The organism is Streptomyces sp. NPDC048383 (assembly GCF_040651775.1).
Lineage (GTDB): Bacteria > Actinomycetota > Actinomycetes > Streptomycetales > Streptomycetaceae > Streptomyces.
The window spans coordinates 24857-40025 of the sequence record NZ_JBEZKS010000046.1; the positions used below are offsets into that span (position 1 = coordinate 24857).

At 71.3% G+C, this 15169-nt stretch carries 11 protein-coding genes and 1 pseudogene; 1 reads left to right on the forward strand and 11 read right to left on the reverse strand.

The window, feature by feature from the left end:
• Positions 1-86: 86 nt before the first annotated feature.
• From AB0D46_RS27410 to AB0D46_RS27460, 11 genes are all read right to left on the reverse strand, one after another.
• Positions 87-1442 (reverse strand): LLM class flavin-dependent oxidoreductase, encoded by a 1356-nt coding sequence (locus AB0D46_RS27410; RefSeq protein ID WP_362881271.1) that lies wholly within the window; start codon positions 1440-1442, stop codon positions 87-89.
• A gap of 48 nt (positions 1443-1490) precedes the next feature.
• Positions 1491-2450: a D-2-hydroxyacid dehydrogenase family protein gene (locus AB0D46_RS27415; RefSeq protein ID WP_362881272.1), complete on the reverse strand. Its 960-nt coding sequence runs from the start codon at positions 2448-2450 to the stop codon at positions 1491-1493.
• Positions 2422-3450, reverse strand: coding sequence for an enolase C-terminal domain-like protein (locus tag AB0D46_RS27420; RefSeq protein WP_362881274.1), 1029 nt, complete (start codon positions 3448-3450; stop codon positions 2422-2424). Before AB0D46_RS27420 ends, AB0D46_RS27415 begins: the two co-directional genes overlap by 29 nt.
• A complete protein-coding gene (locus AB0D46_RS27425) occupies positions 3447-4826 on the reverse strand; it encodes a DUF6025 family protein (RefSeq protein ID WP_362881276.1) in 1380 nt (459 codons plus the stop codon). The genes AB0D46_RS27420 and AB0D46_RS27425 overlap by 4 nt, the downstream gene beginning before the upstream one ends.
• A complete protein-coding gene (gene acnA / locus AB0D46_RS27430) occupies positions 4823-7387 on the reverse strand; it encodes an aconitate hydratase AcnA (RefSeq protein ID WP_362881278.1) in 2565 nt (854 codons plus the stop codon). The genes AB0D46_RS27425 and acnA overlap by 4 nt, the downstream gene beginning before the upstream one ends.
• Positions 7384-8871, reverse strand: a complete 1488-nt coding sequence (locus AB0D46_RS27435; protein ID WP_362881280.1) for a citrate/2-methylcitrate synthase — start codon at positions 8869-8871, stop codon at positions 7384-7386. The genes acnA and AB0D46_RS27435 overlap by 4 nt, the downstream gene beginning before the upstream one ends.
• A 39-nt stretch (positions 8872-8910) precedes the next feature.
• A complete protein-coding gene (locus AB0D46_RS27440) occupies positions 8911-10494 on the reverse strand; it encodes an amino acid adenylation domain-containing protein (protein WP_362881282.1) in 1584 nt (527 codons plus the stop codon).
• A gap of 134 nt (positions 10495-10628) precedes the next feature.
• Entirely contained in the window at positions 10629-11843 is a 1215-nt protein-coding gene (locus tag AB0D46_RS27445) for an MFS transporter (protein ID WP_362881284.1), read from the reverse strand.
• Positions 11844-12053: 210 nt separating this feature from the next.
• Complete coding sequence (locus AB0D46_RS27450; RefSeq protein WP_362881286.1) at positions 12054-12725, reverse strand: response regulator; 672 nt, start codon at positions 12723-12725, stop codon at positions 12054-12056.
• Complete coding sequence (locus AB0D46_RS27455; RefSeq protein ID WP_362881287.1) at positions 12722-13558, reverse strand: ATP-binding protein; 837 nt, start codon at positions 13556-13558, stop codon at positions 12722-12724. Before AB0D46_RS27455 ends, AB0D46_RS27450 begins: the two co-directional genes overlap by 4 nt.
• A gap of 452 nt (positions 13559-14010) precedes the next feature.
• Positions 14011-14853, reverse strand: coding sequence for an endo alpha-1,4 polygalactosaminidase (locus AB0D46_RS27460; RefSeq protein ID WP_362881289.1), 843 nt, complete (start codon positions 14851-14853; stop codon positions 14011-14013).
• A 160-nt stretch (positions 14854-15013) separates the two neighbouring features.
• On the opposite strand from AB0D46_RS27460, the pseudogene AB0D46_RS27465 reads away from it, so the two are divergent.
• Positions 15014-15166, forward strand: a pseudogene (locus AB0D46_RS27465) (AraC family transcriptional regulator); the annotation flags it as partial.
• Between the last annotated feature and the right edge of the window lie 3 nt (positions 15167-15169).

Below are 15169 nucleotides of genomic sequence, written 5' to 3' on the forward strand. Positions count from 1 at the left end.
GCCGGTCCGGGTGCGTGGCGCGGTCCTGCCGGTGCTCGTGCCGGTACTGCCGGTGCTCGTCCCGGTCCTGCCGGTGCTGGGGCCGGTCACCGGCCGGTCCTCGCCGCCGCTCCGAGGGACGGGCGGGGCAGTCCGAGGTTCTCCCGGAGCGTGGTGCCCTCGTACTCGGTGCGCACCAGCCCGCGGCGCCGGAGTTCCGGCACGAGTAGGTCGACGATCGCGTCGAGCCCGCCGGGGTGGTAGTCCGGCATGATGTTGAACCCGTCGGCCGCTCCGTTCGCGAACCAGTCCTCCAGCTGGTCGGCGATGGTGTCGGGCGTGCCCAGCAGGAAGCGGTGGCCGCGTCCCGCCGCTACCGCCAAGTACAGCTCGCGGATGCTGAGGCCCTGGCGCCTGGCCTGCTCGTAGATCGTCTGCTGCTTGCTGGTGCTGCCCTCGATCGCGGGGAGTTCCGGCAGCGGCCCGTCCAACGGGTAGCCGGAGAGGTCGACCATGCCGAGCTGGTACGAGAGCATGCCCAGGCCCACGACCGGGTCGACCAGCGCCTGCAGGGTCTCGTACTTGTCCTCCGCCTCGGCGAGGGTGCGGCCGACGACGATGAACACGCCGGGCAGCACCTTCACGTCGTCCGGGTTGCGGCCGTGGTCCGCGACCCGGTCCTTCAGGCCGCGGTAGTACGCCTGCGCCGATTCGAGGGTCTGCTGCACCGTGAAGACCACCTCGGCCCAGCGGGCGGCGAAGTCCTGGCCGTCCGGGGAGGAACCCGCCTGGACGATGACGGGGTAGCCCTGGGGCGGGCGGGCCAGGTTGAGTGGACCCTTGACCGAGAAGTGCTCTCCCCGGTGGCCGAGGATGTGCAGCTTCTCGGGGTCGAAGAAGCGCCCGGACTCCTTGTCGTAGAGGAAGGCGTCGTCCTCCCAGCTGTCCCACAGGCCGGTGACGACCTCCATGAACTCGCGCGCGCGGTGGTAGCGCGCTGCGTGCTCGGGCTGTCGGTCCAGGTTGTAGTTCTTGGCCTCGGCGTCGGTGGCGGAGGTGACGACGTTCCAGCCGGCGCGGCCCGCGCTGAGGTGGTCCAGGGAGGCGAACTGCCTGGCGACCGTGAACGGCTCGTTGTAGGTGGTCGACGACGTGGCCGTCAGACCTATGTGGGTGGTGTGGACGGCGAGCGCGGAGAGCAGCGTCATCGGTTCGAAGTGGACCATGCGGCCCTGACGGCTGAGTTCGTCGGCGTCCTTGTACTTGGTGCGGACGCCCGCGCCGTCGGACAGGAAGACCATGTCGAACTTTCCGCGCTCGGCGGTCCGCACGAGCGAGCGGTAGTAGTCGAAGTCGAGGCCGCCGTCGGGGCGGGCCTCCGGATGGCGCCAGGCCGCGACGTGGTGGCCGGGCGCGGGCAGGAAGGCGCCGAGCTTCATCATGCGGCGGGGTGTGCTGCTCACCGGTGGTTCTCCAAGGGGACGGGCGGGGCTGGTCAGGAGGGAAGGGCGTCAGCCGAGGCGACGGACGGGCGTGCCGGCGAGGTGGGCCTCGATGTTCTCGACCGCGTGGCCGTAGTACGTGCGGTAGTTGGACCGGGACACGTAGCCCAGGTGCGGTGTGGCCAGCAGCCGCGGAGCGGTGCGCATCGGGTGGTCGGCGGGCAGCGGTTCGGTGTCGAAGACGTCGACGCCGGCGCCGGCGATGCGCCCGGCGTGCAGTGCGTCGAGCAGCGCGTCCTGGTCGACGAGGCCGGCGCGCGAGGTGTTCACGAGGTAGGCCGTCGGCTTCAGGAGGGCCAGCTCGGGGGCTCCGAGCAGGCCTCGGGTGCGGTCGCCGAGCACCAGGTGCAGGGAGACGAAGTCGCTGTCGGTGAGGAGTTCCTCCTTGGAGGACGCTGCCCGGACGCCGACCTCGTCGGCGCGTTCCTTGGTGAGGTTCTGGCTCCAGGCCGTCACCTCCATGCCGAAGGCCAGGCCGACCTGCGCGACCTTGCTGCCGATCTTGCCGAGCCCCAGCAGGCCCAGGCGGCGGCCGTGCAGGTCGGCGCCGACGGTGGACTGCCAGGGACCGCCCCCGCGCAGGGCGTTGTTCTCGGTGACGATGCCGCGGGCGAGGCCCAGTAGCAGCGCCCAGGTCAGCTCCACCGGCGGGGTGGACGCGCTGCCCGTGCCGCACACGGTGACGCCGTGCCGCTCGGCCGCCGCGTAGTCGATCACGGAGTTGCGCATGCCGGAGGCGATCAGCAACCGCAGCTTCGGCAACCGCGCCAGCAGGGAGGCCGGGAACGCCACCCGTTCGCGCAGCGTCACGATGATGTCGAAGTCGACGACGGCCGCGACCAGTTCGTCCTCGGTCCCGAAGTGCCGCGAAAATCCCGTGACGTCGACCCGGTCCAGTACGGGGCTCCAGTCGGCCACCGTGGTGGCGACGTCCTGGAAGTCATCGAGCACTGCGCAGCGCAGCCGCATGTCGGTCCTCTCGGTAGGGGGTTTCACGGGGTGCGACGCCGATGCCGGGCGTCGTCGGCAGGGCGAGCCAGCCGTGATCGACGCGTACGCCGGTGAACGGGTCGTCGCGCAGCAGGAGGGGGCCGTCCAGGTCGAGGTGATCGACGAGTCCGGCCAGCTGCGCCATGGCGGTCGTACCGAGGACGCTCTCCACCTTGGAGCCGAGCATGACCCGCAGCCCGCAGCCGCGGGCCAGTGCGATCATGTCGCGGGCGCGCGCGAGACCACCGCACTGGCCGAGTTTGATGTTGATGCCCGCGACCCGTCCGCTCAGCCTCAGGACGTCCTCGGGGCCCTGGCAGTCCTCGTCCGCGAAGACCGGTACGGGAGAGCGCTCGTGGACGTGGCGCAGGTCGTCCGGGGACCCGGGGGCGACGGGTTGTTCGAAGATCTCGACGCCGTGCCGGTGGATCTCCTCCGCGACCCGTAGGGCCCGGTCGGGGGGCCAGGAACCGTTGCCGTCCACGCGGATGCGGCCGTCGTAGACCGAGCGGAGCACCCCCACCCGACGGCCGGTGTCCTCGGGGGTGAGTTTGAGTTTGAGGATCGGCCAGTGCGCGAGCTCTTCGGCCCTGCGGACGAGTTCGGCGTCCGGACAGGCTCCGATGGACCTCGCGGTGGGTTCCGCCGGCAGCCCGTCCAGGCCGAGGACGCGGTACAGGGGCTGCCCGCAGGCCTTGCCCAGCAGGTCGTGGAGCGCCATGTCCACGGCGGACAGGGCCGCGGGGCCCACGTGTGCCAGCCGGTCCAGCACCGCGCGCAGGGCGAACGGGGAGGCGCCGGCCAGTACGGGTGCGCAGGCGTCCAGGTCCGCGGGAGCGGCGCCGCGGGCGGTGCCGAGCCCGACCATCCCCTCCCAGGTCAGCGTCACGATGCTCTGGCGCACCCGGGTGGTCGCGCCGGTGTTGCTGAGGAAGGGCTCCTTGAGGGCTATGACGACCTCGTGGTGGGCGAGTTTCATCCCAGCACCTCCTCGAACGCCGCCACCGCGGCGCACGCCTGGCGGAAGGTGAGGGAACGGAAGCCCTCGGGCTCCACCGGCACGGAGGGTTCGCGGACGTCCCCGTCGGCGGGCACCCCTGCCCAGCTGCGGAACCGGCTCCGCAGGTACGCCGACAGGTCGTCGCGGTGCTCGTCCAGCCAGGTCAGTGTCGTCGCGTGGGCGTCCTCGGGCGCGGCTCCCGACACGGCTCGGAACAGCCCGGCGAGGCGTTCGGCGTCCGCCTCGGCCGTACTCGGCGGGCACAGCATGAACACCTGCGCGGGGAGCAGGACGAACGCGGTCGGGTTCACCACGTCGAAGTGGCGTACCAGTGGATCGGTGATGGCCCGCAGCGAGCGGACCATGCTGCGCCGGGTCAGGTAGCCGCTCCTGCGGGGCGGACAGCCGGCCATGGCCCGGGCGCCCCAGTGCAGGTGGGTGATGAAGGGGTGCTCCGGAGTTCCCACCCCGGTGTCGGGGTGGTGGGTGTCCAGGAGTCCGAACAGCACGTTGGTGAGCTGCAACGACATCACGGGCAGCACGGGTGGCAGGTCGGGCATCCGGTCGAAGAACTCACGCGGTCGCACCAGGGCGCGCACCGTCAGCATCGTCGCCTCGGCGAGGGCGCGGGCCGAGGGGTAGCGGAAGCCGTCCAGGACGAATCCGTCGCCGTCGGCCCGCAGGTCGCTGCGGTCGACGCGACCGTCGAGGCGTACCGCGTGACCGATCAGTTCGACGAGTGCCTGGTTGCGTTCCCGTGTCCGCGCCTGCTCGATGAGCAGGGTGAGCATGTCCGTGACGAGGGGGCCGTTGTCGGTGATGACGGCGGCCCACTGGACGAAGCGGTAGCCCGGTACGGCGAGCATCCGCCGCCATTGCAGTTCGGCCAGCGGGACGAGCTGCCCGTCCACCTCCGTCTGCACCAACGGGCAGAACAGCGGCTCGGAGCGGTCACGGCGGACGAAGGCCGTGCCGTCCCAGGTGAACAGCGGCAGCACCTGGCGGCGGCCCCGGTCGATGACCGAACCGGGCTGGTAGGCCTCGTCGCCCCCCGGGGTGTCCGCCTCGGTGCGGGTGAATCCGTAGACCATCGGGTAACCGTAACCACCGCCGCAGACGGCCGTGTTGAAGTCCATGGGACCGGACCGGCCCGCCACGATGTCCTGCCAGTTGCCCAGGTGTCCGGTGCGCGGGGGCAACAGGCCCGGCTCCTGGTCGAGGACGTCCAGGACGGTGCCGATGGGTACGTCCCGGGTCCCGACGTGGACCGGCACGAAGGTCTTCGTGCCGGCGGTGAGCGCGTCGGTGTCGAGCGCGCCGCGCAGTCCGAGCCGGTCGAGGAGGTGCACGCTCACCGCGCGCCCTCCTCGGCGCGCATCCGCCCGAGCAGGTACGGGAGCGTCCCGCCGGCGAGGAGGACCTCCCACTCCCCCGCCGACTGCACGTCGGCGCGTACGGTGAAGGACGTCGCGTCGGCGCCGACCCGTACCCCGCCGGTCTCCCGTACCCGGTCGAGGTCCAGGGAATACTCCTCGCGCCCGGTGAGGCCGAGGTCCGCCCAGCCCTGACCGTCGGGCAGCAGCAGCGGGAGGATGCCCATCGCGCACAGGTTGGCCCGGTGGATGCGTTCGAAGCTTTCGGCGAGCACGGCTCGTACGCCCAGCAGCCAGGGTCCCTTGGCGGCCCAGTCGCGCGAGGATCCCATGCCGTAGCTGCGGCCGGCGAGGACGATCAGCGGGGTTCGGGTGGCGGCGTAGCGTTCGGCGGCCTCGAACACGGGCAGGCGTTCCCCGTCGGGCAGGTGCAGCGTCGTGCCGCCGCCCTCGCCCTCGCCGACGAGTCGGTTGCGCAGCCTCGGATTGCTGAACGCGCCCCGGGCCATGACCTCGTGGTTGCCGCGGCGGGACCCGTAGGAGTTGAAGTCGCGGACCCCGTGCTCCGTGAGGTGCCGGCCGGCGGGCGAATCGGCCGGAATGGCGCCGACCGGGGAGATGTGGTCGGTGCTGACGTCGTCGCCGAGGGCGAGCAGGGCGCGGGCGCCGGTGAGCGAGCCGAGCGCCGGGGCCGGGTCCACGTAGGTGGGGGGCTTGATGTAGGTGGAGTTCTCGTCCCAGGGGAACACCGTGCCCCGCGGTACCGGGACCGCGTCCCAGGAGGAGCCGGGTTCCTCGTCCCGCGCGAACACCTCCGGGGTGACGAACGCGTCCTCCAACTGCTGGAGTTCGCTGCTGTGGGGCCACAGGTCGCGCAGGTGGAAGGGGTTGCCCTCCGGGTCGGTGCCGAGCGGTTCGTTCTCCAAGTCGGCGTGCACGCTGCCGGCGAGCGCCAGGGCGACGACGAGCGCCGGGGAGGCCAGGTAGCCCGCGCGTACTTGGGGGTGTACGCGGGCCTCGAAGTTCCGGTTGCCGCTGAGGACGGCTGCCACCGTCAGCCCGGCCCGGTCGACGGCTTCCCCGACACCGGGGTTGAGGGGGCCGCTGCCGCCGTTGCACGTCATGCAGCCGTATCCGGCGACGTGGAAGCCCAGTGTCTCCAGGTCCGCGAGGAGTCCGGAGTCCCGGAGGTAGCGGGTGACGGCGCGGGAGCCGGGCGACAGGCTCGTCTTGACGTGCGCGGGGACGGTGAGGCCGCGCTCCACCGCGCGACGGGCCAGCAGCCCGGCTGCCAGCATCGACTTGGGGTTGGACGTGCTGGTGCACGAGGTGATGGAGGCGATCACCAGGTCGCCGTCGCGCACCCCGTCCTCGGTGCGGACCTCGCCGGGGTGCACCGCGGCGAAGGACGCGGGCAGTTCCCCGAGGGAGATCCGCTGGTCGGGCCTGCTGGGGCCGGCGAGGCTAGGGCCGACCGCGGCGAGGTCGAAGTCGATGGTCCGGCCGAACACCGGCTCCGCGCCGTCGCGCAGGAGGCGCTGGCGGCGACAGTAGTCCCGTACGCGGGCCACCGCGGTCTCGGATCGGCCGGTGCGGCGCAAGTAGTCCAGGGTTTCGTCGTCGACCGGGAAGAAGGCGGTCATCGCCCCGTACTCGGGTGCCATGTTGGCGATCGTGCAGCGGTCTGCCGCGGTGAGCTCGGCGACGCCCGGGCCGGTGAACTCCAGCATCAGGGCGCGTACGTTCTCCTCGCGGAGCCTGCGCGTCAGGGTCAGCACCACGTCGGTGGAGGAGGTGCCGGGACTGACCGCTCCCGTGAGCCGGACGCCCACGATCTCCGGTACGCGCAGCGGCTGGGCCAGGCCCAACATCTGCGCCTCGGCCTCCAGACCGCCGACGCCCCAGCCCAGCACGCCGAGGCCGTTGACCATCGTCGTGTGGCTGTCGGTACCGATGACGGTGTCCGGGAGGAGGACGCCGTCCGGGCCTTGCGCGACGATGGTGGCGAGCTGCTCCAGGTTGACCTGGTGGACGATGCCGCGCCCCGGAGGCGTGACGCGCAACCCTTCGAAGGAACGTTCCGCCCATTTCAGGAACGCGTAGCGCTCCTGGTTCCGCTCCATCTCCAGTGCCTCGTTCAGGGCGAGCGCGTCCGGGCGGCCCGCCCAGTCGGTCTGGACGGAGTGGTCGACGACGACGTCGATGGGCAGGGCGGGATTGACCCGGTCGGGCTCGGCCACCCGGTCCCGCAGGACGGCCAGGTCCACGAGGAGCGGAATGCCGGTGTAGTCCTGTACGAGGATCCGCGCGGGCCTGAAGGACATCTCCAGGCCGGGTTCCTCGCCGCGGGCCAGCCGCTTGCCCAGCAGCGCGGCCCGTTCGGGATCGCCGGAACGCAGCAGGGATTCGAGGAGTACGCGTCCGCTGTAGGGGACGGCGCCGAGGTCGAAGCCGTGGTCCGCCGCGAAGGCCGGCAGGTCCACCGGTACGTTCCCGCCGGCCGGTCCCCGGGGCCCGGTCGTTCCGGGGGCCCTGTCCGTCATCGTTCCTCCACGTTCCGGTACGTCCGACCGTGCGGCCCCGTGTAGGACAGCAGCGGACGGATCAGCACGTTGTTCGCCTGCTGCTCCAGGGCTTGGGCCACCCATCCCGGCGTACGTCCCACGACGAAGAGCGGCACCGCCAGGTCGTCGGGCAGGCCGAGCAGCCGGTAGGCGAGCCCGGCGTAGAGGTCCACGTTGGCGGCGACTCCGTGCCGGCCGTAGGGCCGCATGGCCCGGGCCACCGCGTCGAGGATGTCGAGGCCGCGGCGGTCGCCGCGCTCCTCGCTCAGCTCCACGACCGTGTCCCGCAGGTGCCGTACGCGCGGGTCCTCCGTGCGGTAGACCCGGTGACCGAACCCCATCACCGGTTCGCCGCGGCCCTGGAGCGCGGCCACGTGCGCCTCGGCGTTCTCGGCGGAACCCACGTCGTCGATGAGGCCGACGACGCGCTCGGCGGCGCCGCCGTGCACGGATCCCGCGAAGGCGGCGACGGCGGCGGTGAGCGCGGCCGTCATGCCGGCCCGGCAGCCGATGGCGACGCGGGCGGTGAAGGCCGACGCGTTGGAGCTGTGGTCGGCGTGGACGATGAAGCCCTTGTCGATGAAGCGGACCGCGGCCGGGGAGGGGCGTTCCCCGAGCAGTACGGTGAGGAAGGCCTCGGCGTGCGAGGCGTCCTCGGCCGGCTGCAACGGTTCCCGCCCGCTGCGGAGGGCGTGGTGGGCGGCGACGATCATCGGGATCCGCGCGATCAGCTCGATTCCGGCGGCCCGCGCCTCGACGTAGCTCTCGTCGGTTCCGGGCGTCCGACGGGGTCCGAAGGCCCCGAGGGCCGAGACACAGGTGCGCAGCACTTCCATGGGGTGCGCGTGCGCCAGTGCGCGGATCAGGTCGAGGACGGGCGCCGGCAGGGCCCGGGCGGCGGCCAACTGTTTGCGGAAGACCTCCAGGGACGCGACGTCCGGCAGCTCGCCGTACACGAGGAGGTGAGCCACCTCCTCGAACGAGGCGTGCCCGGCGAGGTCGTGGATGCTGTAGCCGCGGTACTCCAGCACTCCTTCGGCGCCGTCGATGTGGGTGATGGCGGTGTCGTCGAACACCACCCCCTCCAGGCCTCGGTGCGGGGTGTCCCGGAGAGGTGCGGTGACCGGCCCCGGGCGTTCGGGAGCCGGTGTGACGGCGTCGTCGCCCGCGAGGGCGTGACCGGCGACGAACTCGCGGATGGCCGCCACCGAGCGGAGCGTCAGGATGAGTTCGTCGTCGACCTCGACGCCGTACTCCCCCTCGACGGCGACCATCAGCGACACGTGTCCGAGGGAGTCCCACTCCCTGATCGACTGGTATTCGAGTCCTTCCGTGACGCGGTCCTCGGAGATGCCGAGGGTCCGGGCGATGAGTCGCTCGACGTGGCCCACGTCGTTGCTCACATCGTCGTCGCTCACATCATTGCTGCTCACGTCGTTGCTGCTCACGTCGCTGGTGCTCACGTCGCTCGCCTTTCCCTTCCTGCGCGGTCATCGGTCATGTCAGGTACGTGCGGGCGCCGTCTCGTCGAGCCACCGGCGCAACGCGGCGCGGTCGACCTTCCCGTTGCCGTTGACCGGCAGTTCCTCGGCGACGCGCACCGAGCGCGGCACCATGTAGGCGGGCAGCGCGGCGTCGCACGCCTCGGTCAGCGCGCCCGGGTCGACCTCACCGGTCACCACGGCGGTGAGGGTGTCGTGGTCCGGCCACAGCATCGCGGCGGCCTCCACGGCGCCCGCTCGGCGCAGCACGGCCTCGATCTCGCCCAGTTCGACGCGGTGGCCGCCGACCTTGATCTGCTGGTCGTTGCGGCCGAGGCAGACGTACTCGCCGGCCTGGAGCCGTACGAGGTCCCCGGTGCGGTAGTAGGTACGGCCCTGGTGGGCGAAGTACCGTTGCGCGGTGAGTTCGGGGTCCCGCCAGTAGCCGGGAGTGGTCTGCGGGCCGGCCACGCAGAGTTCCCCGCTCGTACCGTCCGGCACCGGAATGAGCCGCTCGTCCACCACCAGCGTGCTCAGGCCGGGGTAGGGACGGCCGATGGGCACGTTGTCGTGGACGCAGGCGTCCGGACCGGTCGTCGGATCCCAACGGTGCACGGTGCAGGCGATGGTGAGTTCCGTCGGCCCGTACAGGTTCTCCACGACCGACCCCGGGGCCGCGGCCTGCCAGGCCTCGGCGGAGGCCCGCGGCAGCGCCTCCCCGCAGAACAGGCTCCACCGCAGGGTGGGCATGGTCCCCGGTCCCAGCACGCCGCGCTTGCGGAGCACGGCGGCCACGGAGGGCACCGAGAACCAGACGGTGATCCCGTTGCGCTCCAGGTACTTGAACGGCGCCAGGATTTCGAGGGGGTCCATCGCGCAGAGCCGTGCCCCGTTCTCCCAGGCCATGAAGAGGTCGAAGACGGACAGGTCGAAGGTCTGGTCGAAGGTCTGGGTCAGCCGGTCGTCCGGCGTCAGTCGGTAGCGCGCCTGGTTGGCTTCCAGGAAGGCGCCCGCGTTGCCGTGGGTGACCGGAACCCCCTTGGGCACGCCGGTGCTGCCGGAGGTGAAGAGCAGGTAGGCGATGTCGTCGGACGACACCGGCGGCAGGCCGCCCGGTTCCAGCGGAGCGGCCGTGGCGAGGTCGACCGCGTCCAGCACCCGAACGTCGTCGCCGAGGTCCCCCGCCCTGCCGCGCAGGGTGTCGGGCAGCAGCACGACCGGCTTGCGCGGCAGGCCGCGCAGCAGTCCGCCGAGGCCTTCCAACGACGCGGAGTCAACGATCAGGGCGTCGACGTCGGCGCGTTCGAGCATGGAACGCGTGCGGTCGGCCGGGAACTTGCGGTTGAGCGGGACGAAAGCGGCGCCCGCGAACAGTGCGGCGGCCACGCCCAGGTAGGAGGCTTCGCTGCGGTGGGCGAACACGCCCACCCTGCGGGGGCGGCCACCGACGGCTTCGACGAGCAGGGCGGCCCACCGTCGTGCGGTGAGGGCGGTCTCCTCGTAGGTGTAGTCGCGGCGGCCGATGGTCAGGGCTACGCGGTCGGGATGCCCACTCGCATGGCGAAGCAGACCGGAGCCCAAACGCGTGTTCAATGCTGTGGTCATGGAAATCCGAATGCGTCGGTGACGGGACTCGGCCACGCTAGCAACGCGATTCCGCGCCGGCGCCTTTGCGCCGATGAACCTCTAGACCCTCTTGACGCACGAAAGAAGCGTTTTTCTCATTTATCTTTCCGGAATTACGCATTCAGGCGGTCGCCGCCGCGCTCGCGGACCCCCCTGGCGACGACTACCGGCATGGCCGCGCCCAGCAGGACGTACGACACGGCCAGGACGATCCAGCCGATGACCCCTTGTTCGATGATCAACCAGGTGAAGGCGGCCGGCGCCATGATCCTGCCCAGGTCGCCGCCCATCTTGTAGGTCCCCTGGTACTGGCCCTGCGCGTGATCGGGGGCCAGACCGAACACGATGGTCCAGCTCGCCGCCGCCTGCCGGATCTCGCCCAGGGCGTGGACCAGCGCGCCCAGGACGAGCAGCACGCAGGCGGTCACCGCCCCCGCTCCCCCGGTCAGCGCGAAGAGCCCGCAGGCGGCGGCAACGCACCCCGCGCCCTGCAGACCGGCCCAGGAGGCGGACCTGGGATCCTCGGTCCCCCGGACCGCCTTCGTCTGGAACGCGACGACGACGGCGGTGTTGATGACGAGGATCACCGCGCCCATCCACCGCGGCGCGTCGGTGTGCTGGATGACCCACAGCGGAAGCACGATGTCGATCAACAGCGCATGGGTGAGGAGCAGTCCGTCCAGCGCGGTGAAGAGCAGGAACGGTACGTCACGGAGCACCGCGAAGGCGGCACCGGCGGAGGCCGGAACCGGCGGCACCGGCGGTTCCTTGGCGGTGAGCAGGCCCGTGACCAGGAAGCAGAGCGCGGTGAAGAGGAGCGCGCCCCCGTATCCGACGGGAGCGCCCCAGGCGATCACGAGACCGGCCAGGCAGGCGCCGACCGCGACCGACGCGTTGATGGCGGCACGGATCTGCGCCGTGACGCGCACCCGGTCGATCCGCGGCACGTTGGCCGCGATCATCGCCTTGCGGGCGTTGTTCCCCGCCCGGTAGGCGAGTCCCTGCACGGACGTGACGACGAGGTAGGCCCAGAAGCCCTCGACCAGCAGGAGCACCGCGGTCAGCGGGGCGAGCGCGAGGAACGACCACATCTGGACCGTACGCGGCCCGGCCCGGTCGGCCAGGTGTCCGAGGGGAATGCTGGACAGGAGCACGAGCGCGGCCGCCACGCCGAGACTGATCCCGAGCTCACCCGGAGTGAGGCGGACGATCGTCACGGCGTAGAGCACGCTGATGGCTATCCACAGGCCTTGACCCAGGCTCATCACCATGGTGATGACGGCGAGCATCCGAGCCGGCCCGGGCGGGGGGAGGAGGCGGTTCAGCACCGATCGGCTTCCTGTCGCGTCATGGCGCCGAAGTCCGAACGGGAATTCCGGCCCGGGTTCCGAATCTGATGGTTCCTGGAGGCTAGGACATGACCGCGGGCGCACTCCGATTGTGACGACAAACCACTTTGACTGCGGAAAGCGGATAATTCCCATTGATCCAACGACCGCCGCGGATGAGCTCGGCCGATTCGGGCGCCGGAATGCGGTTCAGGCCCCGGAGTACATGTGCTCGGGCCGCCCGCTGTCGCCGTACCGGAGGGTCAGCCGCACCGAGCCGGTCTCCGACAGGAACTTCAGGTAGCGCTGAGCCGTCGAGCGGCTGATCCGGGCCCGCTCGGAGACCTCCTGCGCGGACACCTGCCGGTCCTCGGCCGACACGATGTGGGTGATCAGCTCGGCGGTGCGCTCCGAATACCCCTTGGGCAGGGCGCGGGACGCGGGGGGCGCGCGCAGGGCGCCGAGCGCCCGGTCGATGCGCGCCTGGTCCAGCTCGTCGGCGTCGTCGATCGCCGCGCGCAGCTGGGCGTAGGCCTCCAGCTTGCCGCGCAGGCTTTCGATCGTGAACGGTTTGACGAGGTAGTGCAGGACTCCCGCTCGCAGCGCGGCGCGCACGGAGGCGGACCGTCGGTCGGCCGTGACCATGATGACGTCGACGTCGAGTCCCAGCGCCCGGAGTTTGCGGGTGAGGTCCAGCCCGGTCTGGTTCGGCAGGTGCTGATCGAGCAGGATCAGATCGACGCCTCCCCGCTCGACGGCGGCGAGCGCCGGCGCCGCGCTGTGCGCGATTCCCGCGACCCGGAAGCCGGGGACCTCGGCCACGTAATGCGCGTTGATCTTGGCAACGTAGAAGTCGTCGTCGACGACGAGTACGTCGATCACCGGGCCTCCCCGCCCCGCCGACCGGACACGGACGGACGTCCGGAGGTCGGCATCGGCATCGGCATGCGTACGGTGAACAGGCAGCCCCCGCCCGGGCGGTCGGCGACCGCGACCGAGCCTCCGTGCTCCTCGGCGATGGTCTTCACGAGTGCGAGTCCCAGGCCCCGGCGCTGCTCCGGCGAAGCGGGCTTGGTGGAGAACCCGCGGGTGAATATCCGGTTCCGCAGCTCGCCGGCGACGCCCGGCCCGTTGTCGGCCACGCACAGTTCGACGGCGCCCGCGGTGCCGGACCGGTTTTCGGATGCCGGTTCCTGACGGAGGGAGACCTCGATCCACGGATCGGTGCCGGGGCCGTCCAACACGGCGTCCGTGGCGTTGTCGACGAGGTTGCCGAGTACGGTGACCAACGCTCCGGCCAGGTCCGGTCGGGTGGGCAGGTGGGAGCGGTCGCTGATCCCGAGCCGCACCCCGCACTCGGTGGTGGCGAGCATCTTGCCCACCAAGTGGGCCCGGACCAGCGGGTCTTCGACCCGGTCGACGAGCTCGGAGATGCCGATGAGCGGGATGCCCGGCCACTCGGATGCCAGCTCGGGCCGATCCGACGCGTGCCGGGCGAGCTGGATGAGCCCGCGTAACGTGTGCAGCGCGTTGCGCCGCTCGTGCCGGCGGACCCGCGCGTCCGAGAAGTGGTGGCCGGCGGGCACGTTCAGCAACGCCCGCTGCAGGGACAGCAGGGCGTCGCCCGGAGCGTTGTGTGCGGGCGCCGTACTGACGGCCTGGTCGCGTCGCGCGGTTCGTGGCCGCTGACCGTCCGGGTATGTGCGGTGGATCATGTCGGGCCGCTTTCTTAGGACGTTTGCACCTGGTAGGTCCTGTCTCAATTTCATCCCGACCAGGTGAAGTTGAGCAAGATCCGACAAGCAAAGAGATGCCACGTATCGAGCGGAAGTCCAGCGGTGAAAGCCGCATGCCGGACATGACGCCGCACACCCCACGGGCGGGCTCCCGCAGCGGTTGCGGGAGCGGCCTGACGACGTCGGCCTCTGTACCCACCTGATCACTCATCTGCTCGAAACCTCCTGAGTGGACTCGTGGCCGAGGATGCCGGGAGAGCCCACGCGGTTGCTTCAGCGGAGGCGCGCATTCCCCCTCGTAGTCGTCCGCAGCCGGTGGGCCGCGCCGGGACCGTCACCGGAACCGGGATGCCGGACCGTACGTCCGGCGGTCGGTTCCCGGGTTCCGGTGACGGAGGGCGGGGCCCCGAGAGGGGTGGGGGCCCCGCGGTTCAGCAGGCGCGGTAGCGGTAGCCCCGCGAGCCGGCGGCGGAGACGTCGAGATCCCGCTGGACGATCGCGAGCTTCGATCCCCAGGCGGAGCAGGCCCGGTCGTAGCCTGCGTTCTCGTACTCGATGACGAAGACGCGGTTGGCGTAGGCCTTCGCGAAGTCCCCGCACTCGTTGTACTGGCCGCATTGCTCGGCGACCGCGAAGTCGAAGCCGATCTTCGTCCGGTCGGAGAGCACCTCGGCGGTGTTCTTCTGGCCGATGGCCAGGCCCTCGGCGTGCGCGCGGTCGGCGAGGAGCTCGGCGAAGGCGACGTTGTGCGACGGGGTCAGGCGGTTCCCGGAGCGGGAGAAGGAGTCCAGGTTGTCGGGCTCCACCGCCTGGAAGCCGCTGCGCGCACAGCCCTTGATCCACTCACCGACGACCTTGGCGAGTCGGGTGCGCTTGTCGGCCGTGGAGGTGTCGAGGAGCGCCTCGCCCCAGTCCTCGTCGAGGACCGGACGCTTGGCGGAGTCCCGCAGCACCAGGTCGGGGTGGTTCTTCTGCCACCAGCCGAGGGCGTCGGGCTGGGCCTGGAAGGCGTTGACGTAGCAGATGTTGTAGAGGCCGGCCGCGGGCTGGGCGGACCGGTCGCGGGAAATGACCTTCACTCCCCTGGGGGGCGTGTACGCGCCCCCGATCTGGTAATCGAAGGCCGCGTTGGCGGCCGGCAGCCGGGGGACGGCCTGTCCCGCGGAGGCCTGCGAAAGGGTCAGGCCGGCTCCCACGGTCAGGACGACGCCGGCCGCGCCGGCGGCCATCGTCGACTTGCGGCGCAGGAAGGGGGTTGCGGAGTGCTTCGGCACACGTTCTCCAGTGCGGGATGCGATGAGGTGTTCGCATCCTGCGCGAGCGACCGTGAGGAATTCATGAAGCGGAGCCCCGACCGCGCACGGATCGCCCTCCGTGGGCCGGAGGTTGCTCCGTGCGGTCGAGTGAGAACCGGACCAGGGTGCCGCCGCCGGGCGGGACGTGTTCACCCAAGGGTTCCCCTCGAACCCGTACGTGAGCCGACCCCGCCCGGAGCTCATGCGGACGCGGCCCGTGGAGACCGGGGCGCGGACCGCGTCCCAGCTGTGGGTCCCGGTCGAGCGAGTCGGCGGTGGCGCCGCGGTGTAGGTG

What these genes read in the sequence shown, in the direction of transcription:
- AB0D46_RS27455 (WP_362881287.1), bottom strand. Translation starts at nt 13,558, where the DNA reads ATGATCCACCGCACATACCCGGACGGTCAGCGGCCACGAACCGCGCGA.
- AB0D46_RS27420 (WP_362881274.1), bottom strand. Translation starts at nt 3,450, where the DNA reads ATGAAACTCGCCCACCACGAGGTCGTCATAGCCCTCAAGGAGCCCTTC.
- acnA (WP_362881278.1), bottom strand. Translation starts at nt 7,387, where the DNA reads ATGACGGACAGGGCCCCCGGAACGACCGGGCCCCGGGGACCGGCCGGC.
- AB0D46_RS27415 (WP_362881272.1), bottom strand. Translation starts at nt 2,450, where the DNA reads ATGCGGCTGCGCTGCGCAGTGCTCGATGACTTCCAGGACGTCGCCACC.
- AB0D46_RS27440 (WP_362881282.1), bottom strand. Translation starts at nt 10,494, where the DNA reads ATGACCACAGCATTGAACACGCGTTTGGGCTCCGGTCTGCTTCGCCAT.